The organism is Citrobacter sp. Cpo148 (genome assembly GCF_030332375.1).
In the GTDB taxonomy this organism is placed as follows: Bacteria; Pseudomonadota; Gammaproteobacteria; order Enterobacterales; family Enterobacteriaceae; genus Citrobacter; species Citrobacter portucalensis.
Window position 1 is genome coordinate 27234 of record NZ_JAOWHY010000046.1, and the last position, 22196, is coordinate 49429.

Genomic DNA, 22196 nt, shown 5'->3' on the forward strand with positions numbered 1-22196 from the left:
CGAGAATACGCATAGACTATGAAGCCAATTTTTAGCCGTGGCCCGTCGCTACAGATTCGCCTTATTCTGGCGGTGCTGGTGGCGCTCGGCGTTATTATTGCCGACAGCCGCCTGGGTACGTTTAGTCAAATCCGAACGTACATGGATACCGCCGTCAGTCCTTTCTACTTTATCTCAAATGGTCCTCGTGAATTACTCGACGGCGTGTCGCAAACGCTGGCTTCGCGTGACCAACTCGAACTTGAAAACCGGGCGTTGCGTCAGGAACTGCTGCTGAAAAACAGCGAACTGCTGATGCTGGGGCAATACAAACAGGAGAACGCGCGTTTGCGTGAGCTGCTGGGATCGCCATTGCGTCAGGACGAACAAAAGATGGTGACGCAGGTCATCTCAACGGTTAATGACCCTTACAGCGATCAGGTGGTGATCGACAAAGGGAGCGTTAACGGCGTCTACGAAGGCCAGCCGGTTATTAGCGACAAAGGCGTAGTAGGTCAGGTCGTGGCGGTGGCTAAATTGACCAGCCGCGTGCTGCTGATTTGCGATGCGACGCATGCGCTGCCCATTCAGGTACTGCGTAACGATATCCGCGTGATCGCTGCGGGTAACGGCTGCACCGACGATCTTCAACTCGAACACCTGCCAGCCAACACCGACATTCGCGTTGGCGATGTGCTGGTCACCTCGGGTCTGGGTGGACGTTTCCCTGAAGGTTATCCGGTTGCTGTTGTTTCTTCCGTTAAGTTGGACACTCAGCGCGCTTATACCGTGATTCAGGCTCGCCCGACCGCGGGTCTGCAGCGTCTGCGCTATCTGCTGCTGTTGTGGGGTGCCGATCGTAATGGCGCAAACCCGATGACGCCGGAAGAAGTACACCGCGTTGCTAATGAACGTCTGATGCAAATGATGCCGCAAGTTCTGCCTGCACCAGATACCATGGGACCGCCTGCGCCAATACCAGCACCTGCAACAGGCGTGGCTCCAGCGCCCGCAGATACCACGCCGCCACAACCTGCTCCGCGTAAGCCGGGAGGACAGTAAGTGGCAAGCTATCGTAGCCAGGGACGTTGGGTGATTTGGCTCTCGTTCCTTATTGCACTGTTGCTGCAAGTCATGCCCTGGCCGGATGACATTCTGGTTTTCCGGCCAAACTGGGTGCTGCTCATCTTGTTGTATTGGATCCTGGCACTGCCGCATCGCGTAAATGTGGGCACGGGATTTGTGGTGGGTGCCATACTGGATCTCATCAGCGGCTCCACGCTTGGCGTGCGCGCATTGTCGATGAGTATCATTGCTTATCTGGTCGCGTTGAAATTCCAGCTATTCCGAAACCTCGCGCTCTGGCAACAGGCGCTGGTGGTCATGTTGTTATCACTGGTCGTGGATATTATTGTTTTCTGGGCCGAGTTTTTAGTGATCAACGTCTCTTTCAGACCTGAAGTGTTCTGGAGTAGTGTAGTGAATGGTGTGCTTTGGCCATGGCTATTCTTACTGATGCGTAAAGTCCGTCAGCAGTTTGCGGTGCAATAAGGTTGATATGAATACTCTGTATCTTGCTTCAGGTTCTCCACGTCGTCAGGAGTTGCTCGCTCAGCTTGGTGTTACGTTTGAACGACTGGTCCCTGGGATTGAAGAACAGCGGCACCCGCAGGAAAGCGCGCAGCAGTACGTTTCCCGTCTGGCGCGCGAAAAAGCGCAGGCTGGCGTAGCGCTGGCCCAGCGCGATTTGCCGGTATTGGGTGCGGATACCATCGTTATCCTTAATGGCGAAGTGCTGGAAAAACCTCACGACGCCGACCATGCCGCAGCAATGCTGCGCAAACTGTCGGGCAAAACGCATCAAGTTATGACGGCCGTGGCACTGGCCGATCGCCAGCACAGTCTGGACTGCCTGGTAGTGACGGAAGTGACATTCAGAGCACTAACCGATGAGGACATCGCGGGCTATGTTGCCAGCGGTGAACCAATGGATAAAGCAGGTGCATACGGTATTCAAGGGTTGGGTGGCTGTTTTGTCAGGAAGATAAATGGCAGCTATCACGCCGTAGTCGGCTTACCGCTGGTAGAAACGTATGAGTTGCTGACCAATTTTAACGCACTGCGTGAGAAAAGGGATAAACATGACGGCTGAATTGTTGGTAAACGTAACGCCATCGGAAACTCGGGTGGCTTACATTGATGGTGGTATTCTGCAGGAAATTCATATTGAACGTGAGGCGCGACGCGGAATCGTAGGCAATATCTACAAAGGTCGTGTAAGTCGTGTACTTCCGGGTATGCAGGCGGCTTTTGTAGATATTGGACTGGATAAAGCCGCATTTCTTCACGCTTCTGACATCATGCCGCACACCGAATGCGTGGCGGGTGAAGAACAAAAACAGTTCACCGTACGCGACATCTCTGAACTGGTGCGCCAGGGGCAGGATCTGATGGTGCAGGTGGTAAAAGATCCGTTGGGAACTAAAGGCGCACGCCTGACGACGGACATCACGCTTCCTTCCCGTTATCTCGTCTTTATGCCGGGGGCTTCGCACGTTGGCGTATCCCAACGTATCGAAAGCGAAACCGAACGCGAACGCCTGAAAAAAGTGGTGGCGGATTACTGCGATGAGCAGGGTGGCTTCATCATTCGCACGGCGGCGGAAGGCGTATGTGAAGAGGATCTGGCCTCGGATGCTGCCTACCTGAAGCGCGTCTGGACGAAAGTCATGGAGCGTAAAAAGCGCCCACAAACGCGCTACCAGATGTACGGTGAGTTGGCACTGGCACAGCGCGTGTTGCGTGACTTTGCCGATGCGCAGCTTGACCGCATCCGCGTCGACTCCCGTCTGACCTATGAGGCGTTACTGGAATTTACGGCGGAATATATCCCTGAGATGACCAGCAAGCTGGAACATTACAGCGGGCGCCAGCCTATTTTTGATCTCTTTGACGTTGAGAATGAAATCCAGCGCGCGCTGGAACGCAAAGTTGAGCTGAAGTCCGGCGGTTATCTGATCATCGATCAAACCGAAGCGATGACCACCGTCGATATCAATACCGGCGCGTTTGTTGGGCATCGTAATCTCGACGACACTATCTTTAATACTAATATTGAAGCAACGCAGGCCATTGCTCGTCAGCTGCGTCTGCGTAACCTCGGCGGTATTATCATTATCGATTTTATCGACATGAATAATGAAGATCACCGTCGTCGGGTGCTGCACTCCCTGGAGCAGGCTCTGAGCAAGGATCGCGTAAAAACCAGCATTAACGGTTTTTCACAGCTGGGCCTGGTGGAGATGACGCGCAAACGCACACGTGAAAGCGTGGAACATGTACTGTGCAACGAGTGTCCGACCTGCCATGGGCGTGGTACGGTGAAAACGGTGGAAACCGTATGCTATGAAATCATGCGCGAAATCGTGCGCGTACACCATGCATATGACTCCGATCGTTTCCTGGTTTATGCCTCTCCGGCAGTGGCTGAAACCCTGAAAGGTGAAGAGTCACATGCGCTGGCGGAAGTTGAGATCTTTGTCGGCAAACAGGTCAAAGTACAAATCGAACCGCTGTATAACCAGGAGCAGTTCGACGTCGTCATGATGTAAATCGTGTAGTGGCACCCGCGCATGTAGGCCGGATAAGGCGCAAGCGCCGTTATCCGGCAATATTCACTCAAGGGGTGTGAGTCATATTTTTTGGTAGACAAGGAGAGGCGCGTGAGGCGATTGCCGGGGATTTTACTGCTCACTGGAGCCGCATTCGTTGTCATCGCAGCGCTGCTGGTCAGTGGACTGCGCCTTGCGTTACCTCATCTTGATAGCTGGCGTCCGGCCATTCTTGGCAAGATTGAATCCGCCACAGGTCTGCCTGTTTCCGCTAGCCAGCTTTCTGCCAACTGGCAAAATTTCGGTCCTACGCTTGAAGCGCGCAATATCCATGCGCAGCTGAAAGATGGGGGAGAATTTTCGGTAAAACGCGTCACGCTGGCGCTGGATGTCTGGCAAAGTTTGCTGCACATGCGCTGGCAGTTTCGCGATCTCACCTTCTGGCAACTGCAGTTGCGCACCAATACGCCTATCCAGCGCAGCGAAGGCGGAGATGGGATTGAAACCGGCCATCTCAGCGATCTCTTCCTGCGTCAGTTTGATCATTTCGATCTACGCGACAGCCATATCAGCTTTATAACCCTCTCAGGTCAACGTGCTGAACTGGCGATCCCCCAGCTTACCTGGTTGAATGGTAAAAATCGGCATCGCGCCGAGGGTCAGGTCAGCCTCTCCAGCCTGACCGGACAGCACGGCATTATGCAGGTGCGTATGGATCTGCGTGATGACGAAGGGCTGTTGAATAACGGTCGGGTCTGGCTGCAGGCAGACGACATCGACGTCAAACCATGGCTGGGCAAATGGATGCAGGATAATGTCGCGCTACAAACCGCGCGTTTTAGCCTGGAAGCATGGATGACGATCGGCAAAGGCGTCGTTTCTGGTGGTGATGTCTGGCTGAAAAAAGGCGGGGCAAGTTGGCTGGGTGAAAATCGTACGCATACGCTTTCCGTCGATAATCTGACGGCGCACATCAGCCGTGAAGAGCCGGGCTGGCAATTCTCTATTCCCGATACGCGTATCACCATGGATGATAAGCCCTGGCCGAGCGGGGCATTAACGCTGGCCTGGATCCCTGAGCAGGAAGTCGGTGGTGAGAATAACAAACGCAGTGATGAGCTACGCATTCGTGCCAGCAATCTGGATCTGGCCGGGTTAGAAGGGCTGCGTCCGATGGCATCCAGGCTATCGCCTGCGCTGGGGGATATCTGGCGAGCTACGCAGCCGAGCGGCAAAATAGATGTGCTTGCGCTGGATATCCCGTTACAGGCGACAGAAAAAACCCGCTTCCAGTCCTCGTGGACCGATCTGGCCTGGAAACAGTGGAAGCTGCTGCCGGGGGCAGAACATTTCTCCGGTACGCTTGCGGGAAGCGTTGAAAATGGGGCGCTTACCGCCTCCATGAAACAAGCAAAAATGCCGTATGAAACCGTCTTCCGAGCGCCGTTGGAAATAGAGAACGGCGTGGCGACGCTAAGCTGGCTGAAGAATGATAAAGGCTTCCAGTTAGACGGGCGCAACATTGATGTTAAAGCGAAAGCGGTACATGCGCGCGGTGGTTTTCGCTATCTGCAACCGGCTGATGATGAGCCATGGTTGGGCATTCTGGCCGGTATCAGCACCGACGATGGCTCCCAGGCCTGGCGCTATTTCCCGGAAAACCTGATGGGTAAGGATCTGGTTGACTACCTCAGCGGCGCTATTCAGGGCGGCGAAGCGGATAACGCCACGCTGGTGTATGGCGGCAACCCGCATCTGTTCCCGTATCTGCACAATGAAGGGCAGTTTCAGGTCCTGGTGCCGCTTCGCAATGCGAAGTTTGCTTTCCAGCCCGACTGGCCCGCGCTAACCGATCTTAATATCGAACTAAACTTCATTAACGACGGTCTGTGGATGAAGACGGATAGCGTTAATCTGGGTGGTGTGAAGGCCAGTAATCTGACGGCCAACATCCCCGACTATGCAAAAGAAAAACTGCTGATTGATGCCGATATCAACGGGCCGGGCAAGGCGGTCGGACCTTATTTTGATGAGACGCCATTAAAGGATTCTCTCGGCGCCACGCTCGAGCAGTTGCAAATTGACGGCAATGTGAATGCTCGCTTACATCTTGATATTCCGCTAGACGGCTCGCTGGTTACCGCCAAAGGCGACGTCAACCTGCGTAATAACAGTCTGTTTATTAAACCACTCGACAGCACGCTGAAGAATTTGAATGGTAAATTCAGCTTTATCAACGGCGATCTGAAGAGCGAGCCGATGACGGCGAACTGGTTCAATCAGCCGCTGAACGTCGACTTCTCCACTTCCGAAGGGGCGAAAGCCTATCAGGTAGCCGTGAACCTGCAAGGCGACTGGCAGCCAACCCGCATGGGGATTTTACCGGCGCAGGTCAACGATGCGTTAAGTGGCAGCATGGCGTGGAATGGCAAAGTGGGTATCGATCTTCCGTATCATGCCGGGCCGACTTACGACATTGAGCTAAAGGGTGATCTGAAGAATGTAAGTAGTCACTTACCTGCTCCGCTGAATAAAGCGCCCGGTGAAGCGTTGCCGGTGAATGTTAAGGCCAACGGCAATCTGCGCAGCTTTGAACTGACCGGTAATGCTGGCAGTAAGAACCACTTTAACAGCCGCTGGCTGCTGAATCAGAAACTGACGCTTGACCGCGCTATCTGGACGTCGGAAAGCCGTACTGTGCCCGCGTTACCCGATCAGCAAGGCATTGAGCTTAATCTTCCCCCTATGGATGGCGCGCAATGGCTGGCGTTGTTCCAAAAAGGCGCAGCGGATAACGTTGGCACTAATGCCAACTTCCCACAACGCATCACCGTGCGTACGCCATCGTTATCCCTGGGCGGTCAGCAGTGGAATAATTTGAGTATTGTGTCTGAGCCTGCGAGCAATGGCTCCATCGTACAGGCGCAGGGCCGTGAAATTAACGCCACGCTGGCGATGCGCAATAATGCGCCATGGCTGGCCAATATTAAGTATCTTTATTACAACCCCAGCGCGGCGAAAGCGTCACCGGGCAACACATCAGCCTCGCCGTTTTCCGCCGTAGACAACTTCAGCTTCCGCGGCTGGCCGGACCTTCAGCTACGCTGTGCCGAGTGCTGGATGTGGGGACAGAAATATGGGCGCATTGATGCCGATGTAGCAATTAAAGGCGACACGCTAACGTTGAGCAACGGTCTGTTGGATACGGGCTTTGCCAGACTGACCACCGATGGCGTGTGGGTGAATGCGCCGGGCAAAGAGCGAACGTCACTGAAGGGGAAACTGAGCGGTAATAAAATTGACTCTGCGGCCAGTTTCTTTGGCGTATCGACCCCGATTCGTAATTCTTCGTTCAACGTGGAGTATGACCTGCACTGGCGTAACCCGCCATGGGATCCGGACGAAGCTTCGCTGAATGGGATTTTGCGTACCCGGTTGGGCAAAGGTGAGCTTACCGAACTCAGTACCGGGCATGCGGGGCAACTGTTGCGACTGCTGAGCTTTGATGCGTTGCTACGTAAACTGCGTTTTGATTTTAGCGATACCTTCAGTGAAGGTTTCTATTTCGACTCGATTCGCAGCACGGCGTGGATCAAAGATGGTGTGATGCATACCGACGACACGCTGGTGGATGGTCTGGAGGCAGACATTGCGATGAAAGGCTCAGTGAACCTGGTCCGTCGGGAGCTGGATATGGAAGCCATTGTCGCGCCTGAAATTTCTGCCACCGTAGGGGTTGCCGCTGCGTTTGCTGTCAACCCGATTGTCGGCGCGGCGGTATTTGCTGCCAGTAAGGTTCTGGGGCCATTATGGAGCAAAGTTTCGATTTTGCGTTATCGCATCACCGGTCCGGTCGATAAACCGCAGATTAACGAAGTTCTGCGTCAGCCGCGCAAAGAAAGCCAGCAATGATTTGACGGGGGCAAGTAATTGCCCCAATCTCAGTACATAGTATTGCCGGATGGAGCAGCGCTTATCCGGCCTACAGTAGCCTAACAACGTAGGCCGGATAAGGCGTTTTTGCCGCCATCCGGCAGAATTAAATGAGTAACCAAAACGATGAGTCTGAACCTGGTAAGTGAACAATTGCTAGCGGCGAATGGCCTGAAACATCAGGATCTGTTTGCCATTCTGGGCCAACTGGCCGAACGCCGTCTTGACTACGGCGATCTCTATTTTCAGTCGAGCTATCACGAATCCTGGGTTTTAGAAGACCGCATCATTAAAGACGGCTCTTACAATATCGATCAGGGTGTTGGCGTGCGCGCCATCAGCGGCGAAAAAACAGGGTTTGCCTATGCAGACCAGATCAGCCTGCTGGCGCTGGAGCAAAGTGCTCATGCTGCCCGTACTATCGTGCGTGACAGCGGTGACGGCAAAGTAAAAACGCTAGGAGCGGTTGAGCATCAGGCGCTTTACACTTCGGTTGATCCGTTACAGAGCATGAGCCGCGAAGAGAAACTGGATATTCTGCGTCGCGTTGATAGCGTGGCCCGTGCCGCCGACAAACGCGTCCAGGAAGTAACCGCCAGCCTGACCGGTGTTTATGAACTGATCCTGGTAGCAGCGACCGACGGTACGTTGGCCGCTGACGTTCGTCCTCTGGTACGCCTGTCCGTAAGCGTACAGGTCGAAGAGGACGGTAAGCGCGAGCGCGGTGCCAGCGGTGGTGGCGGTCGTTTTGGCTATGACTATTTCCTTGGCGACCTTGATGGTGAAGTCCGTGCTGACGCTTGGGCGAAAGAAGCCGTACGCATGGCGTTAGTTAATTTGTCCGCGATAGCAGCGCCTGCTGGTACGCTGCCGGTAGTACTCGGCGCTGGCTGGCCTGGCGTTCTGCTGCATGAAGCGGTCGGTCATGGTCTGGAAGGTGACTTTAACCGCCGTGGTACCTCGGTATTCAGCGGTCACATGGGTGAGCTGGTGGCGTCGGAACTGTGTACCGTTGTGGATGATGGCACAATGGCGGACCGTCGTGGCTCTGTGGCTATTGATGATGAAGGCACACCGGGTCAGTACAACGTGCTGATCGAAAACGGTATTCTGAAAGGCTACATGCAGGACAAACTGAACGCGCGCCTGATGGGCGTCGCGCCAACGGGTAACGGTCGCCGTGAATCTTACGCGCACCTGCCGATGCCACGCATGACCAACACCTACATGCTGCCGGGGAAATCCACGCCGCAGGAAATCATCGAATCCGTTGAATACGGCATTTATGCGCCTAACTTCGGCGGCGGCCAGGTGGATATCACCTCCGGGAAATTCGTGTTCTCGACGTCTGAAGCGTATCTGATTGAAAACGGTAAAGTAACCAAACCGGTGAAAGGCGCGACGCTGATTGGGTCTGGTATCGAAGCGATGCAGCAGATTTCAATGGTAGGTAACGACCTGAAGCTGGATAACGGGGTTGGTGTGTGCGGTAAAGAAGGGCAGAGCCTGCCGGTGGGCGTGGGCCAGCCGACGCTGAAGGTGGATAACCTGACGGTGGGTGGTACTGCATAACATCATGATGTATGCCCGATAAGCACCAGCGCTATCGGGCATCTTTCCGGACGCGGCGTCAACGCCTTATCCGGCCAATACTCTTTTTATTTCTCTTTTCCCCGGCCGTACATCCCCTGAAAAAGCTGCGCTACATCGACAAAATACTCCGTCAGATAGTTAATCACCACCTGGACCTTGAGCGGCAGTTTGTCTTTTTCGGTATATAGCGCATAGACCGGACGCGGATCCGACTGGTAGCGGGGAAGGAGGATCTCCACTTCGCCACGATTGATCTCATTGATCACCCACATCAGCGGCACATAGGCAATGCCCGCACCCGCAGCCAGCCAGCGCACCAATGTCATCGGATCGTTAGTCACAAAACGACCCTCTGGGATCAGGCGGGTGGAAATTCCTTCCGGAGCGATAAGCTCGAATTCATTATCCGGGCGCACGCTGTATTCCAGCCACGAGTGGTTGCTGAGATCGGCGGGTTTCTCCGGGGCACCAAACTGTGCGAGATAGCTTTTAGCCGCGCAGACTACCATCGGCATGGCACCCAGGCGACGCGAGAACAGACTGGAGTCCTGCAACGCACCGACGCGGATAACCACGTCCAGACCATCGGCAATTAAATCCGGGGCCGGGATGCCTGTTACCAGATTTACCGTCAGACCGGGGTATTCCTTCAGCATGGTCGCGGTCAATCCGGCGAGGACATTTTGTGCCATGGTTGAAGAACAACCAATGCGCAGCGTGCCGATGGGCGTGTTGTTAAAGGCATAAAGCTGCTCGTGAACATCCTGCGCTTCGTGCAGCATTCTCCGGCAGCCCTGGTAGTAAATTTTACCGGCTTCGGTCAGCCCAATGCTGCGTGTACTGCGGTTTAGCAGCTTAACCTGTAGCTCATCTTCCAGTTTGGAGACCGTCTGGCTTATCGATGAAACGCTCATTTGTAGCTGTCTTGCGGCGGCGGTGAAGGAGCCCAGTTCGACGACTTTGGCGAACACCGACATACGTTTTAATCGTTCCATTGTTCACTCTGGCTTAAAAGTGATTTAGATCACATAATATAGATAACAGCATAACAGTTACGTTAATATATTATTATTCAAATAACAGCTATGTCGCTCTCGCCTGGCTCATCCTTGCCCTTCTCTGCGGTGACATACGCTAGAAAATCTATCACCTGCACTCTCTTAAGTTACCAAGGTCAACATGAGTCTGTTTCCCGTTATCGTGGTGTTTGGTTTGTCCTTCCCACCGATTTTTTTCGAATTACTTTTGTCACTGGCGATTTTCTGGCTGGTGCGCCGGATGCTGGTTCCAACCGGCATCTATGATTTTGTCTGGCATCCGGCTCTGTTTAACACCGCGCTGTATTGCTGCCTGTTCTATTTAATAACGCGCCTGTTCGTTTGAGGTTGAAGTGAAAACACTAACAAAAAAACTCTCCCGTACGGCCACGACTCTCGTACTGGTCATTCTGGCCTTCATCGCTATTTTTCGCGCATGGGTGTATTACACCGAGTCGCCATGGACACGTGATGCGCGTTTCAGCGCAGATGTCGTCGCTATTGCGCCGGATGTTGCGGGTCTTATTTCCAACGTTAACGTCCATGATAACCAACTGGTGAAAAAGGATCAGATTCTGTTCACCATCGATCAGCCACGCTATAAGAAAGCCCTTGAGCAGGCCGAAGCTGATGTTTCTTATTATCAGGTTCTGGCCCAGGAAAAACGCCAGGAGGCTGGCCGTCGTAACCGCCTGGGCGTGCAGGCCATGTCTCGTGAAGAGATTGACCAGTCAAACAACGTCCTGCAAACCGTATTACACCAGCTTGCGAAAGCACAAGCGACCCGCGACCTGGCAAAATTAGATCTGGAACGTACCGTCATTCGCGCACCAGCAGACGGTTGGGTCACTAACCTGAACGTTTATAGCGGCGAATTTATTACGCGTGGTTCCACAGCGGTGGCACTGGTCAAACAGCATTCTTTCTATGTGCTGGCTTATATGGAAGAAACCAAACTAGAAGGCGTTCGCCCTGGTTATCGCGCTGAGATCACCCCGTTGGGCAGTAATAATGTCTTAAAAGGCACCGTTGATAGCGTGGCGGCGGGGGTAACAAATGCCAGCAGTACGCAGGATGCAAAAGGTATGGCGACCATTGATTCAAATCTGGAATGGGTGCGCCTGGCGCAGCGTGTACCGGTGCGAATCCGCCTTGATGAGCAGCAGGGAACTCTGTGGCCTGCCGGGACAACGGCTACCGTTGTCATTACCGGTAAGCAGGACCGTGATGCAAGCCAGGAGTCCTTCTTCCGTAAAATGGCGCACCGCCTGCGCGAGTTTGGTTAATCGCGATGGGTATTTTCTCCATTGCCAATCAGCATATCCGCTTTGCGGTAAAACTGGCGTGCGCGATTGTACTGGCGCTGTTCGTTGGTTTTCACTTCCAACTTGAGACTCCGCGTTGGGCGGTGCTGACTGCAGCCATTGTGGCGGCAGGCCCGGCCTTTGCTGCCGGTGGGGAACCCTATTCAGGGGCTATTCGCTATCGCGGCATGCTGCGTATTGTCGGGACATTTATCGGTTGTATTGCCGGACTGATCATTATCATCAGTATGATCCGCGCTCCGTTATTGATGATCCTGGTGTGCTGTATCTGGGCCGGTTTTTGTACCTGGATCTCGTCACTGGTGAAGATCGAAAACTCCTATGCCTGGGGGCTTTCGGGCTATACGGCGCTGATCATCGTCATTACCATTCAGGCCGAACCGCTGCTGACGCCGCAATTTGCGCTCGAACGTTGCAGTGAAATTGTGATGGGGATTGTCTGTGCCATTGTGGCCGATCTACTTTTCTCTCCCCGTTCGATAAAACAAGAGATTGATGTTGAGCTGGACAGCCTGCTGGTGGCGCAATATCAACTGATGCAGTTGTGCATTAAGCACGGCGACAGCGAGGTTGTGGATAAAGCCTGGGGCGATTTAGTTCGTCGTACGGCAGCGCTGGAAGGTATGCGCAGTAACCTGAATATGGAGTCTTCACGCTGGGGGCGTGCTAACCGCAGGCTTAAAGCATTGAACACGCTGTCACTCACGCTCATCACGCAGTCCTGTGAAACCTATCTTATTCAGAACACCCGACCGGAACTGATCACTGATACTTTCCGCGAGTTGTTCGATACGTCGGTTGAAACGGCGCAGGATGTCCACAAACAGCTGAAGCGGATGCGTCGGGTGATTGCCTGGACCGGCGAGCGTGAAACACCGGTAACGATTTATAGCTGGGCAGGTGCGGCGACGCGCTACCTGCTGCTCAAACGTGGTGTGGTGAGTAATACCAAGATTAGCGCTACGGAAGAAGAGATCCTGCAAGGTGAGCCGGTGGTGAAAGTGGAGTCTGCCGAGCGTCATCATGCGATGGTTAACTTCTGGCGTACCACGCTTTCTTGTGTGCTGGGGACCTTATTCTGGCTATGGACCGGATGGACCTCCGGCAGCGGTGCAATGGTGATGATTGCGGTCGTCACCTCGCTGGCAATGCGTTTGCCAAATCCTCGCATGGTGGCGATAGACTTTATCTATGGGACGTTGGCAGCGTTACCGCTCGGAGCGCTCTATTTCCTGGTGATTATCCCTAATACGCAACAAAGCATGCTGTTACTGTGCCTGAGCCTGGCGGTGCTGGGATTCTTTCTGGGGATTGAGGTACAGAAACGACGGTTGGGATCGATGGGGGCGCTGGCCAGCACCATTAATATCATTGTGCTGGATAACCCGATGACCTTCCACTTTAGCCAGTTCCTTGATAGTGCGCTGGGGCAGATTGTTGGCTGCGTGTTGGCGTTTATCGTCATTCTGCTGGTGCGTGATAACTCTCGTGACAGAACAGGCCGCGTATTGCTCAACCAGTTTGTTTCGGCGGCGGTTTCAGCGATGACCACCAATGTTGTCCGTCGTAAAGAAAATCATCTTCCGGCACTTTATCAGCAGCTGTTTTTGCTGATGAACAAGTTTCCCGGCGATCTGGCGAAGTTTCGCCTGGCGCTGACGATGATCATCGCGCACCAGCGCCTGCGTGATGCACCGGTACCGGTAAACGAGGATCTATCCGCATTCCATCGCCAGCTTCGTCGTACTGCCGATCACGTAATTTCAGCAGGAAATGACGACAAGCGCCGACGCTACTTTAGCCAGTTACTGGAGGAGCTCGAGGTCTACCAGGAGAAATTAATTATCTGGCAAGCGCCGCCGCAGGTGACCGAGCCGGTAAAACGACTCAGTGGGATGCTGCACAAATACCAGCATGCGCTGGTCAGTAATTAAGAGTTGTAAACCGACGCTACAAGCGTCGGTTTTTTTATGGCTATACTTACCTGAAAATGCGAGAGACCCTTGGATATTGGCGGTCTGTAGAGTAGCTGGCGTCGGGATGGTGGCTATAGATGAACATCTATACATTTGATTTTGACGAGATAGAAGATCAGGGCGATTTCTACCGCGAGTTCACGCGCACATTCGGTCTGGCCCGGGAAAAGGTTGTTGATTTGGATTCTCTGTGGGAGGTGGTGATCGGGGAGGTCTTGCCGCTGCCGCTGGAAATTGAATTTGTCCATTTACCGGACAAGCTGCGCAGGCGATACGGCGCGTTGATTTTACTGTTCGATGAAGCGGAAGAAGAGCTGGAAGGGCAGTTGCGTTTTAACGTTCGTCACTCAATGTAAGACATAAAAAAGCCCCCGGCAGGCGGGGGCAAGTCGTCGGACTTAGACGACGAGGGTTTATTTGTAGAGTTCTGCAGTAGCGTGCCAGTGAGCACCTTCACGAAGTTCGGTGACGCGATAGCTGCTGGCGCCTGCTTTTTCAGCTTTAGCGGCGATGGCCTGACGCATGTCCATTGGTGAACTACCGATCTGAGAGACGGAGACGCTACCGATGGATTGCAGATTCTGTGCTTCTTGTGAGTTCACCTGAGTAACCGCGGCGCTTGCACCGAAGGAGAGAACAGAAAGAAGGCCTAAGGTTGCAATAGTAGTTTTGATTTTCATGATATTTACCTCGTCGAATTCTTTTATTGGGGTCTGTGTTTCGTGACCCTCATCACAAAATCAAGTATACACTAATCACCCGATAAATTAATACCACGCTAATTGTTTCATTGGGTTTTGAGTGTTAAGAAAATGATTTTTTATAACTCAATGGAATTAAAAAGAGCATTTCAAACAGCTTACACAAAATAAATTCAATTAAATCATGTAGATACTTGATTTTGCAAAATGTGCGTTTTTAAGGCTGCACATTCACCATGTGAATGTATTTTGATGGTTAAACGCACCATTTGTTAAATCAATAGCAGTGGAAAAGAGAAGGAGGGGGATGAAAAGAGAGTGTTTTCCCCCGCCGCGAGGCGACGGGGAGGTGGTATTACAGTTCTTGTTCGAACAGTTCCAGAATGGCTTCGTACAGATCTTTTACCGTAAAACCCTTAGCTGGGGTGGTGAAGATGGTATCGTCACCGGCAATCGTACCCAGGATACCTTCCGCTTTCCCCAATGAGTCCAGCAGACGTGCAATCAACTGAGCAGCGCCAGGGCTGGTATGAATAACCACGACCGCATCGTTATAGTCGATATCCAGCACCAGATTTTTCAGCGGACTGGAGGTCGTGGGTACGCCCAACTCCGCCGGAAGACAGTACACCATTTCCATTTTCGCATTGCGGGTACGCACGGCACCAAATTTGGTCAGCATGCGTGAAACCTTGGACTGATTGATATTATCAAAGCCCTGATCCTGCAACGCGAGGACGATTTCGCCTTGAGAGCTGAACTTTTCTTCTTTAAGCAGCGCTTTAAACGCCTTTACTAATTCTTCTTGTTTTGCCGAGCTTCGCATAAGTCACCCGTAATATGGCGGTAGAAACAACATTATTGTGCATACAGATGAATTTTTATGCAAACAGTCTGCCTTGTTCAAGGCTGAAATAATGTTATGAAAGAGCGGAATTTTATCAAATTTCGTTATCAAGAAACATGCCTGTGTCACGGCTCGCAAATAAGGTTAAAAGTAAATTAAATGTTATCAAATTGATGTTGTTTTGAGAGGCGGGTAGGGTATATTGTCAGCACCTGTTGGAAAGTTGCTCTACTGTGTGGGTGGTTTTGAATTACGTAACTTAGGTTTTATTTTACGTAAGTTAAATGCATAAAAGCCAAATTTGCGTGACTACGCATTCTTGACGCGTGGTTGTTGTATTCATTGGATTTGTGAATTAAGGTCGCCGCCGCGGAGCAATAGACATTTTGCTTATCAATATAATAAGGAGTTTAGGATGAAAGTTGCAGTCCTCGGCGCTGCTGGTGGTATCGGTCAGGCGCTAGCATTACTGTTAAAAACCCAACTGCCTTCAGGTTCAGAACTCTCCCTGTACGACATCGCTCCAGTAACACCGGGTGTGGCCGTTGATTTGAGCCATATCCCTACTGCTGTGAAAATCAAAGGCTTCAGCGGCGAAGATGCTACCCCTGCACTGGAAGGTGCTGATGTGGTACTGATCTCTGCGGGCGTCGCACGTAAACCGGGTATGGATCGTTCCGACCTGTTCAACGTCAACGCCGGTATCGTGAAGAACCTGGTGCAGCAAGTTGCTAAAACCTGCCCGAAAGCGTGTATCGGTATCATCACCAACCCGGTGAATACTACCGTTGCTATCGCTGCAGAAGTGCTGAAAAAAGCAGGCGTATACGATAAGAACAAACTGTTTGGCGTGACCACGCTGGACATCATCCGCTCCAACACCTTTGTTGCGGAACTGAAAGGCAAACAACCAGGCGACGTTGAAGTTCCGGTTATTGGCGGCCATTCTGGCGTGACCATCCTGCCACTGCTGTCACAAATTCCTGGCGTAAGCTTCACCGAACAGGAAGCAGCTGACCTGACTAAACGTATCCAGAATGCGGGTACTGAAGTTGTGGAAGCCAAAGCCGGTGGCGGTTCTGCAACCCTGTCTATGGGTCAGGCTGCTGCACGTTTCGGCCTGTCCCTGGTTCGCGCATTGAGCGGCGAAAAAGGTGTGGTTGAATGTGCTTACGTTGAAGGCGACGGCCAGTATGCTCGTTTCTTCTCTCAGCCGCTGCTGCTGGGTAAAAACGGCGTAGAAGAGCGTCAGTCTATCGGCAAGCTGAGCGCGTTTGAACAAAGCTCGCTGGAAGGCATGCTGGATACGCTGAAAAAAGATATTACTCTGGGCGAAGAGTTCGTTAAGTAACACGAAGAAAGGCCTGCGTGTATTTGTAGGCCTGATAAGCGTAGCGCCATCAGGCATTACGTACTAACTCTCTACGATACCGCCTAATAAAAACCGGAGCCAACATGCTCCGGTTTTTTTATGGTCAGTAGGCCGCCAGACGTGACGTTAATTGGTGGCTGGGTATTCCTGGATCGTTACCTGCAGCGTCAACTGTTTGTCATCACGCATCACGACAACGGAGATAACTGAACCTGGTCGAATCTCTGCCACCTGGTCCATCGTTTCCAGCGCAGACACCGCCGGTTTGTTATTGACCGAGATAATCAGATCGTTAACCTGAATGCCCGCCTGCGCTGCCGGACCATCCGGGGAAACTTCGTTAACCACAATCCCCTGAATTTGATCCATCCCGCCGCCCTGAGCGTGCAGTGGTGCAATTTCGCGACCGCTGATACCGATGTAGCCACGAATCACGCGCCCGTCACGAATCAGCTTATCCATGATTTTAGTCGCCAACTGAAACGGAATGGCAAAACCGATCCCTTCCGGGGTTTCGCCATCGTTGCTCTTATCAAATGACAGCGTGTTAATCCCCATCAATTCACCCAGTGAGTTGACCAGCGCACCGCCGGAGTTTCCGTGGTTGATGGAAGCATCTGTTTGCAGGAAGTTTTGCCGTCCTGTCGGGTTCAGGCCAATTCGACCGGTGGCGCTGATGATCCCCTGAGTGATGGTTTGCCCAAGGTTGTACGGGTTACCGATGGCGAGTACTACGTCACCAATGTGCGGCACGCGTTTGTTATTAATTGGGATTGTTGGCAGCCCGCCAGTGGCGTTGATTTTCAGCACCGCAAGGTCGGTTAACGTATCAGACCCCACAAGCAGCGCTTCAAATACGCGGCCGTCCTGCAATGCGACGATGATTTGGTCGGCATCGTTAATGACGTGCTTATTGGTAATGATATAGCCGCGCTGATCCATGATAACGCCTGAGCCGAGCGTGCGGATCTCAAGCTGGTTATGTGCTGTGCTGTTCATACTGCGGTTATAAACGTTAACGACGGCTGGAGCAGCACGGCGAACCGCCGAGTTATAGCTGGCAGGCGTTTCATCTGCACTGTCGAACTGCGGTGCGGTAAGCGTATTAATTTTTCGCAGAGAGGGCATCGCCGCCAGCAGAATGGCGCCGACGATTAAACCAATCGCGACCGAACGTAAAAGCTTCACAAACATGATGGCGGCGTCATTAAAAAAGGGAACGGCAGCAGCATATCACGAGTTAACCGGACATCACACGAGGGGCTGATGTCCGGTTGCATGCGTTAACGCAGGAGCAGGTAAATACTCTCGTTACCGCGCACCACCTGCAGAGCAATGATCGACGGTTTCGCTTCCAGCACTTTTCGCATTTCGGCGATTGAGTTTACGCGATCGCGGTTAACGCCAATGATAACGTCATCTTTATGCAGACCGGCCTGTGCGGCAGGGCTGCTTTTTTCTACGTTATCAATTCTGATGCCTTTGGTGCCGTCTTTTAACTGACCGTCGCTGAGCGTAGCCCCTTGCAACGCAGGCGCAATCATCTCTGCGCTGGCGGACGATGATGTGCTGGTATCGAGGGTGACTTCAACCTCCAGCGGTTTACCGTTACGCAGCAGGCCCAGTTTGACCTTGGTCCCAGGTTCAGTTGTCGCAATGCGTGAACGCAGTTCGGCGAAGCTGTTGAGCGGTTTACCGTTGAGGCTGGTAATGACGTCACCTGATTTCACCCCTGCTTTTGCGGAGCCGGAGTTAGGCAGAACCTCACTGACAAACGCGCCACGCTGTACGTCCAGTTTGAACGCTTTGGCGATATCCGAGGTCATTTCGGTGCCTTTGATACCCAACAGACCGCGTTTGATTTCACCAAACTGCATCAGCTGCTGTGCCAGCGTGCGCGCCATGTTGCTCGGGATTGCAAAACCAATCCCGATGCTGCCGCCGCCGGGGGCCAGAATCGCAGTGTTAATACCGATCAGCTCACCGTTCAGGTTGAGCAATGCGCCGCCGGAGTTACCGCGGTTGATAGAGGCGTCAGTCTGAATAAAGTTTTCCAGACCTTCCAGGTTCAACCCACTGCGACCCAAGGCAGATACAATGCCGGAGGTGGCTGTTTGACCCAAACCGAACGGGTTACCCACAGCCACCGCGAAATCACCCACGCGGAGTTTGTCGGAGTCGGCAATGGCAATTTGCGTCAGGTTGCTGGGGTGCTGAATTTGTAGCAGTGCGATATCGCTCTGATCGTCGCTGCCGATAAGCTTAGCGTCGAACTCACGGCCATCATTAAGCTGAACGCTGATTTTTTGCGCCTGATTAATAACGTGGTTATTGGTCAGAACGTAGCCTTTGGCTGCGTCAATGATGACCCCTGAACCCAGCCCTTCAAAGGGTTGTGACGGTTGATCGGGAAGTTCATCACCAAAAAACTTTTTGAACTCTTCCGGGACTTTCTGCCCCTGAGTGGCGGTACCTTCAACCCTTACGCTCACCACTGCAGGTAACACTTTCTCCAGCATCGGAGCGAGGCTGGGAAGCGCAGCCTGACCGGGAACCTGGCCGGGGATAGACGCTGCGGCCGGGAATGGCGCCGAGAGAGTTAACCCGACACTTAACGCTAATGCACTCAACAGCTGGGTTTGTTTTTTCATGGATCCTGCTCTCGTACCTTGAGTAAACGGAAGATGATTCAAAACAGGTTGATGTTATTGAATTTTCGGTTTGGTCACAATGCGGCTAACGACTAAATAATAGCTGGGACAGGAAGAGAAGCGGAGGGCGCAATTGCTGCGCCCAATAAATTTCTTAACGATGTGCGGTTAGTCGCGCTTTGCGCCGCTACGCAGCAGGCCGGATGCCCCTTCAGAATAGTCGCGTGGCATCTGAACCGGCGCCTGATCGTTGCCTGCTTCAGACTCTGCCAGACGGTTACGGAACGGGTTGTTTTCCGGCGACATACCCGGCAGCAGGTTGCTGGAGCTTTTCGCCATGTGCTGGTAAATCTGACGATAATCGTCCGCCATGTTATCCAGCAATTCAGCGCTGCGGGCAAAGTGGCTCACCAGCTCTTCGCGGTACTCTTCCAGCTCAGCTTTATTTTTTTCCAGTTCGTACTGCAATGCCTGCTGTTGGCGTAATTTACGATTACCAAAACGCATGGCTACAGCACCAATAATGATACCGACGACTAACCCAATTAGCGCATATTCCCAGGTCATGAACATCTCCCGTTGTCTTGTGTTTCCGTAGGGTGTTGGCTTTAGGCTCCATGCCTGCGCCTGATTATGCCACTATAACCGCTAATCCCGTAGAAGTGGAATCCCGTGTTTATATCACGTAATGTAGAACGGCCTTTTTTTCGTCAACCGTGAGCGACGGCACATCGATTCTCAAGGAATAACAATAACATCATGCAAAGCTTTTCCCCTACATCGCGTTACCAGCAAGCCCTCAACGACGGCAGTCATCAACCCGACAACGTACAACTCGAAGCCGTGAATCGACTGGAAACCATTTTCCAGGCGCTTACGACGCCAGCACGTCCTGCGCCGCAGGAGAGTGGACTGATGGCGCGTTTTGGTAAGTTGCTGGGCAAGCGTGAGTCACCGATCAACGCGCCGGTGCGTGGTTTATATATGTGGGGCGGAGTTGGGCGCGGAAAAACCTGGCTGATGGATCTGTTCTACCATAGCCTGCCGGGCGAACGTAAACAGCGTTTGCACTTTCACCGTTTTATGCTGCGCGTGCATGAAGAGCTTACTGCCTTACAGGGGCAGAGCGATCCGCTGGAAATCATCGCCGACCGCTTTAAGGCCGAAACCGACGTGCTGTGCTTCGACGAATTTTTTGTTTCTGATATCACCGACGCCATGCTGCTCGGCGGCCTGATGAAAGCGCTGTTTGCCCGCGGTATTACGCTGGTGGCGACCTCCAATATTCCGCCAGATGAGCTATATCGTAACGGTTTGCAACGCACGCGTTTTCTTCCTGCCATTGATGCGATCAAACAGCATTGCGACATCATGAATGTCGATGCCGGCGTCGATTATCGTCTGCGCACCTTAACGCAGGCGCATTTGTGGTTGTCGCCATTGAATGAGGAAACCCGCCAGCAGATGGATAAGCTTTGGCTGGCATTAGCGGGAACCAAAGGTGAACATGCGCCAATGCTGGAGATCAATCATCGTCCGATGCAGACGCTGGCCGTCGAAAACCAAACGCTGGCGGTGTCGTTTACCACGCTCTGCGTCGATGCCCGGAGTCAGCATGACTACATTGCGCTGTCGCGTCTGTTTCACACGGTGCTGTTGTCTGATGTGCCGGTCATGACCCCGCTGATGGAGAGTGAAGCGCGACGCTTTATCGCATTGGTGGATGAGTTCTACGAACGCCACGTCAAGCTGGTGGTCAGTGCGGCATCACCCCTCTATGAAATTTATCAGGGCGAGCGTCTTAAGTTTGAATTTCAGCGTTGTTTGTCGCGTTTGCAGGAGATGCAAAGCGAAGAGTATCTGAAGCGGGAACATTTAGCCGGTTAAACCTGCCGCAAATCACATAAAGGGGTCGATCTTTGACCCTGACTTCTCTATAATCTTGCGACCCCACGTTACGAGAGAGTTTTTTTCCCAAAACTTTCTATGCGCCGGCATAGGCTATTCGAAGGGGTAGGTTTGCTGGACAATGTCGTGTGAACCTCAACTGACAAAACGTTTGGGTGTTCACCAACGTGTAACTTATTTATTTGGGTAAGCTTTTAATGAAAACTTTTACAGCTAAACCAGAAACCGTAAAACGCGACTGGTATGTTGTTGACGCGACCGGTAAAACTCTGGGCCGTCTGGCTTCCGAACTGGCTCTGCGCCTGCGCGGTAAGCACAAAGCGGAATACACTCCGCACGTAGATACCGGTGATTACATCATCGTTCTGAACGCTGACAAAGTTGCTGTAACCGGCAACAAGCGTACTGACAAAGTGTACTATCACCACACCGGCCACATCGGTGGTATCAAACAAGCGACCTTTGAAGAGATGATTGCTCGCCGTCCTGAGCGTGTGCTTGAAATCGCGGTTAAAGGCATGCTGCCAAAAGGCCCGCTGGGTCGTGCTATGTTCCGTAAACTGAAAGTTTACGCTGGCAACGAGCACAACCACGCGGCACAGCAACCGCAAGTTCTTGACATCTAATCGGGATTATAGGCAATGGCTGAAAATCAATACTACGGCACTGGTCGCCGCAAAAGTTCCGCAGCTCGCGTTTTCATCAAACCGGGCAGTGGTAAAATCGTAATCAACCAACGTTCTCTGGAACAGTACTTCGGTCGTGAAACTGCCCGCATGGTAGTTCGTCAGCCGCTGGAACTGGTCGACATGGTTGAGAAACTGGATCTGTACATCACTGTTAAAGGTGGTGGTATCTCTGGTCAGGCTGGTGCGATCCGTCACGGTATCACCCGCGCTCTGATGGAGTACGACGAATCCCTGCGTGGCGAACTGCGTAAAGCTGGCTTCGTTACCCGTGATGCTCGTCAGGTTGAACGTAAGAAAGTCGGTCTGCGTAAAGCACGTCGTCGTCCTCAGTTCTCCAAACGTTAATTGTACTCTGCTTCGGCAGACGACAATTTGCGAAAAAACCCGCTTCGGCGGGTTTTTTTATCGTTATTTCTCGCCTCAGATCCACGGTAATCCGCTGATTGCCACCTCTTTTTCCCCATTTCAAGAATCGACTCACCACAAAGGTCACAAAATCTGGTAAACTATCATCCAATTTTCTGCCCAAATGTCCGGTATCGTTCATTTTTTGTTTGTATTTTGAACAGTAATG

Annotated in this window: 20 protein-coding genes; 14 read left to right on the plus strand and 6 right to left on the minus strand. The window is 52.5% G+C overall.

Translation table 11 applies throughout. The features are described from left to right. Window positions 1-18 precede the first annotated feature (18 nt). From mreC to tldD, 6 genes are all read left to right on the plus strand, one after another. Window positions 19-1041: a rod shape-determining protein MreC gene (gene mreC / locus OGY10_RS15020; RefSeq protein WP_008785960.1), complete on the plus strand. Its 1023-nt coding sequence runs from the start codon at window positions 19-21 to the stop codon at window positions 1039-1041. Continuing rightward, window positions 1042-1530 (plus strand): rod shape-determining protein MreD, encoded by a 489-nt coding sequence (gene mreD, locus OGY10_RS15025; RefSeq protein ID WP_003025196.1) that lies wholly within the window; start codon window positions 1042-1044, stop codon window positions 1528-1530. It abuts the gene before it with no gap. Between the two features lie 7 nt (window positions 1531-1537). Next, window positions 1538-2131 (plus strand): Maf family protein, encoded by a 594-nt coding sequence (locus tag OGY10_RS15030; protein ID WP_008785959.1) that lies wholly within the window; start codon window positions 1538-1540, stop codon window positions 2129-2131. Next, on the plus strand, window positions 2121-3590 hold the full coding sequence (gene rng, locus OGY10_RS15035) for a ribonuclease G (RefSeq protein WP_003025190.1): 1470 nt from the start codon (window positions 2121-2123) through the stop codon (window positions 3588-3590). The genes OGY10_RS15030 and rng overlap by 11 nt, the downstream gene beginning before the upstream one ends. A 111-nt stretch (window positions 3591-3701) precedes the next feature. After that, window positions 3702-7502, plus strand: a complete 3801-nt coding sequence (gene yhdP, locus OGY10_RS15040) for an AsmA2 domain-containing protein YhdP (RefSeq protein ID WP_191226732.1) — start codon at window positions 3702-3704, stop codon at window positions 7500-7502. A 147-nt stretch (window positions 7503-7649) separates the two neighbouring features. Further along, window positions 7650-9095: a metalloprotease TldD gene (gene tldD, locus OGY10_RS15045; protein WP_057067987.1), complete on the plus strand. Its 1446-nt coding sequence runs from the start codon at window positions 7650-7652 to the stop codon at window positions 9093-9095. A gap of 86 nt (window positions 9096-9181) precedes the next feature. Here the strand turns inward: tldD and aaeR are convergent, their stop codons facing one another. Next, window positions 9182-10111, minus strand: coding sequence for an HTH-type transcriptional activator AaeR (gene aaeR, locus OGY10_RS15050; RefSeq protein ID WP_008785957.1), 930 nt, complete (start codon window positions 10109-10111; stop codon window positions 9182-9184). A 184-nt stretch (window positions 10112-10295) separates the two neighbouring features. Here aaeR and aaeX point away from each other — a divergent pair, with 184 nt between their 5' ends. The 4 genes from aaeX to OGY10_RS15070 all read left to right on the plus strand — a co-directional run bounded on the left by aaeX (window position 10296) and on the right by OGY10_RS15070 (window position 13810). Next, window positions 10296-10499 (plus strand): p-hydroxybenzoic acid efflux pump operon protein AaeX, encoded by a 204-nt coding sequence (gene aaeX, locus OGY10_RS15055; protein WP_003828816.1) that lies wholly within the window; start codon window positions 10296-10298, stop codon window positions 10497-10499. Between the two features lie 7 nt (window positions 10500-10506). Beyond that, entirely contained in the window at window positions 10507-11439 is a 933-nt protein-coding gene (gene aaeA / locus OGY10_RS15060) for a p-hydroxybenzoic acid efflux pump subunit AaeA (protein WP_057067981.1), read from the plus strand. A 5-nt stretch (window positions 11440-11444) separates the two neighbouring features. Then, window positions 11445-13412, plus strand: a complete 1968-nt coding sequence (gene aaeB, locus OGY10_RS15065; protein ID WP_204192245.1) for a p-hydroxybenzoic acid efflux pump subunit AaeB — start codon at window positions 11445-11447, stop codon at window positions 13410-13412. Window positions 13413-13531: 119 nt separating this feature from the next. Then, a complete protein-coding gene (locus OGY10_RS15070) occupies window positions 13532-13810 on the plus strand; it encodes a barstar family protein (protein ID WP_003025168.1) in 279 nt (92 codons plus the stop codon). Window positions 13811-13867: 57 nt separating this feature from the next. Here the strand turns inward: OGY10_RS15070 and yhcN are convergent, their stop codons facing one another. Together yhcN and argR are read right to left on the minus strand one after the other, a co-directional pair. Then, window positions 13868-14134, minus strand: a complete 267-nt coding sequence (yhcN, locus tag OGY10_RS15075; protein WP_286576962.1) for a peroxide/acid stress response protein YhcN — start codon at window positions 14132-14134, stop codon at window positions 13868-13870. Between the two features lie 376 nt (window positions 14135-14510). Beyond that, the gene (argR, locus tag OGY10_RS15080; protein WP_003025162.1) at window positions 14511-14981 is read right to left on the minus strand and encodes a transcriptional regulator ArgR; all 471 of its coding nucleotides are present in this window, start codon (window positions 14979-14981) and stop codon (window positions 14511-14513) included. A gap of 436 nt (window positions 14982-15417) precedes the next feature. On the opposite strand from argR, the gene mdh reads away from it, so the two are divergent. Beyond that, window positions 15418-16353, plus strand: a complete 936-nt coding sequence (gene mdh, locus OGY10_RS15085; protein ID WP_008785953.1) for a malate dehydrogenase — start codon at window positions 15418-15420, stop codon at window positions 16351-16353. Window positions 16354-16500: 147 nt separating this feature from the next. Here the strand turns inward: mdh and degS are convergent, their stop codons facing one another. The 3 genes from degS to zapG all read right to left on the minus strand — a co-directional run bounded on the left by degS (window position 16501) and on the right by zapG (window position 19592). Next, entirely contained in the window at window positions 16501-17568 is a 1068-nt protein-coding gene (gene degS / locus OGY10_RS15090) for an outer membrane-stress sensor serine endopeptidase DegS (RefSeq protein ID WP_032945146.1), read from the minus strand. A gap of 89 nt (window positions 17569-17657) precedes the next feature. After that, window positions 17658-19025, minus strand: a complete 1368-nt coding sequence (gene degQ / locus OGY10_RS15095; protein WP_008785951.1) for a serine endoprotease DegQ — start codon at window positions 19023-19025, stop codon at window positions 17658-17660. Between the two features lie 168 nt (window positions 19026-19193). Continuing rightward, the gene (gene zapG / locus OGY10_RS15100) at window positions 19194-19592 is read right to left on the minus strand and encodes a Z-ring associated protein ZapG (RefSeq protein ID WP_003025147.1); all 399 of its coding nucleotides are present in this window, start codon (window positions 19590-19592) and stop codon (window positions 19194-19196) included. A gap of 192 nt (window positions 19593-19784) precedes the next feature. Between zapG and zapE the strand changes: the two genes are divergently transcribed. The 3 genes from zapE to rpsI all read left to right on the plus strand — a co-directional run bounded on the left by zapE (window position 19785) and on the right by rpsI (window position 21967). Then, window positions 19785-20912 (plus strand): cell division protein ZapE, encoded by a 1128-nt coding sequence (gene zapE, locus OGY10_RS15105; protein ID WP_191226734.1) that lies wholly within the window; start codon window positions 19785-19787, stop codon window positions 20910-20912. 218 nt (window positions 20913-21130) lie between these two features. Then, on the plus strand, window positions 21131-21559 hold the full coding sequence (rplM, locus tag OGY10_RS15110; RefSeq protein WP_003025141.1) for a 50S ribosomal protein L13: 429 nt from the start codon (window positions 21131-21133) through the stop codon (window positions 21557-21559). Between the two features lie 15 nt (window positions 21560-21574). Beyond that, a complete protein-coding gene (rpsI, locus tag OGY10_RS15115) occupies window positions 21575-21967 on the plus strand; it encodes a 30S ribosomal protein S9 (RefSeq protein ID WP_003025138.1) in 393 nt (130 codons plus the stop codon). Window positions 21968-22196: the final 229 nt, after the last annotated feature.

Excerpts from the sequence above, each read along its gene's own strand:
- rplM (WP_003025141.1), top strand. The coding sequence starts at position 21,131 with ATGAAAACTTTTACAGCTAAACCAGAAACCGTAAAACGCGACTGGTAT.
- OGY10_RS15030 (WP_008785959.1), top strand. The coding sequence starts at position 1,538 with ATGAATACTCTGTATCTTGCTTCAGGTTCTCCACGTCGTCAGGAGTTG.
- rng (WP_003025190.1), top strand. The coding sequence starts at position 2,121 with ATGACGGCTGAATTGTTGGTAAACGTAACGCCATCGGAAACTCGGGTG.
- aaeR (WP_008785957.1), bottom strand. The coding sequence starts at position 10,111 with ATGGAACGATTAAAACGTATGTCGGTGTTCGCCAAAGTCGTCGAACTG.
- OGY10_RS15070 (WP_003025168.1), top strand. The coding sequence starts at position 13,532 with ATGAACATCTATACATTTGATTTTGACGAGATAGAAGATCAGGGCGAT.
- tldD (WP_057067987.1), top strand. The coding sequence starts at position 7,650 with ATGAGTCTGAACCTGGTAAGTGAACAATTGCTAGCGGCGAATGGCCTG.
- yhcN (WP_286576962.1), bottom strand. The coding sequence starts at position 14,134 with ATGAAAATCAAAACTACTATTGCAACCTTAGGCCTTCTTTCTGTTCTC.
- rpsI (WP_003025138.1), top strand. The coding sequence starts at position 21,575 with ATGGCTGAAAATCAATACTACGGCACTGGTCGCCGCAAAAGTTCCGCA.
- argR (WP_003025162.1), bottom strand. The coding sequence starts at position 14,981 with ATGCGAAGCTCGGCAAAACAAGAAGAATTAGTAAAGGCGTTTAAAGCG.
- aaeX (WP_003828816.1), top strand. The coding sequence starts at position 10,296 with ATGAGTCTGTTTCCCGTTATCGTGGTGTTTGGTTTGTCCTTCCCACCG.
- degS (WP_032945146.1), bottom strand. The coding sequence starts at position 17,568 with ATGTTTGTGAAGCTTTTACGTTCGGTCGCGATTGGTTTAATCGTCGGC.
- mdh (WP_008785953.1), top strand. The coding sequence starts at position 15,418 with ATGAAAGTTGCAGTCCTCGGCGCTGCTGGTGGTATCGGTCAGGCGCTA.
- zapG (WP_003025147.1), bottom strand. The coding sequence starts at position 19,592 with ATGACCTGGGAATATGCGCTAATTGGGTTAGTCGTCGGTATCATTATT.
- degQ (WP_008785951.1), bottom strand. The coding sequence starts at position 19,025 with ATGAAAAAACAAACCCAGCTGTTGAGTGCATTAGCGTTAAGTGTCGGG.
- zapE (WP_191226734.1), top strand. The coding sequence starts at position 19,785 with ATGCAAAGCTTTTCCCCTACATCGCGTTACCAGCAAGCCCTCAACGAC.
- aaeB (WP_204192245.1), top strand. The coding sequence starts at position 11,445 with ATGGGTATTTTCTCCATTGCCAATCAGCATATCCGCTTTGCGGTAAAA.
- mreC (WP_008785960.1), top strand. The coding sequence starts at position 19 with ATGAAGCCAATTTTTAGCCGTGGCCCGTCGCTACAGATTCGCCTTATT.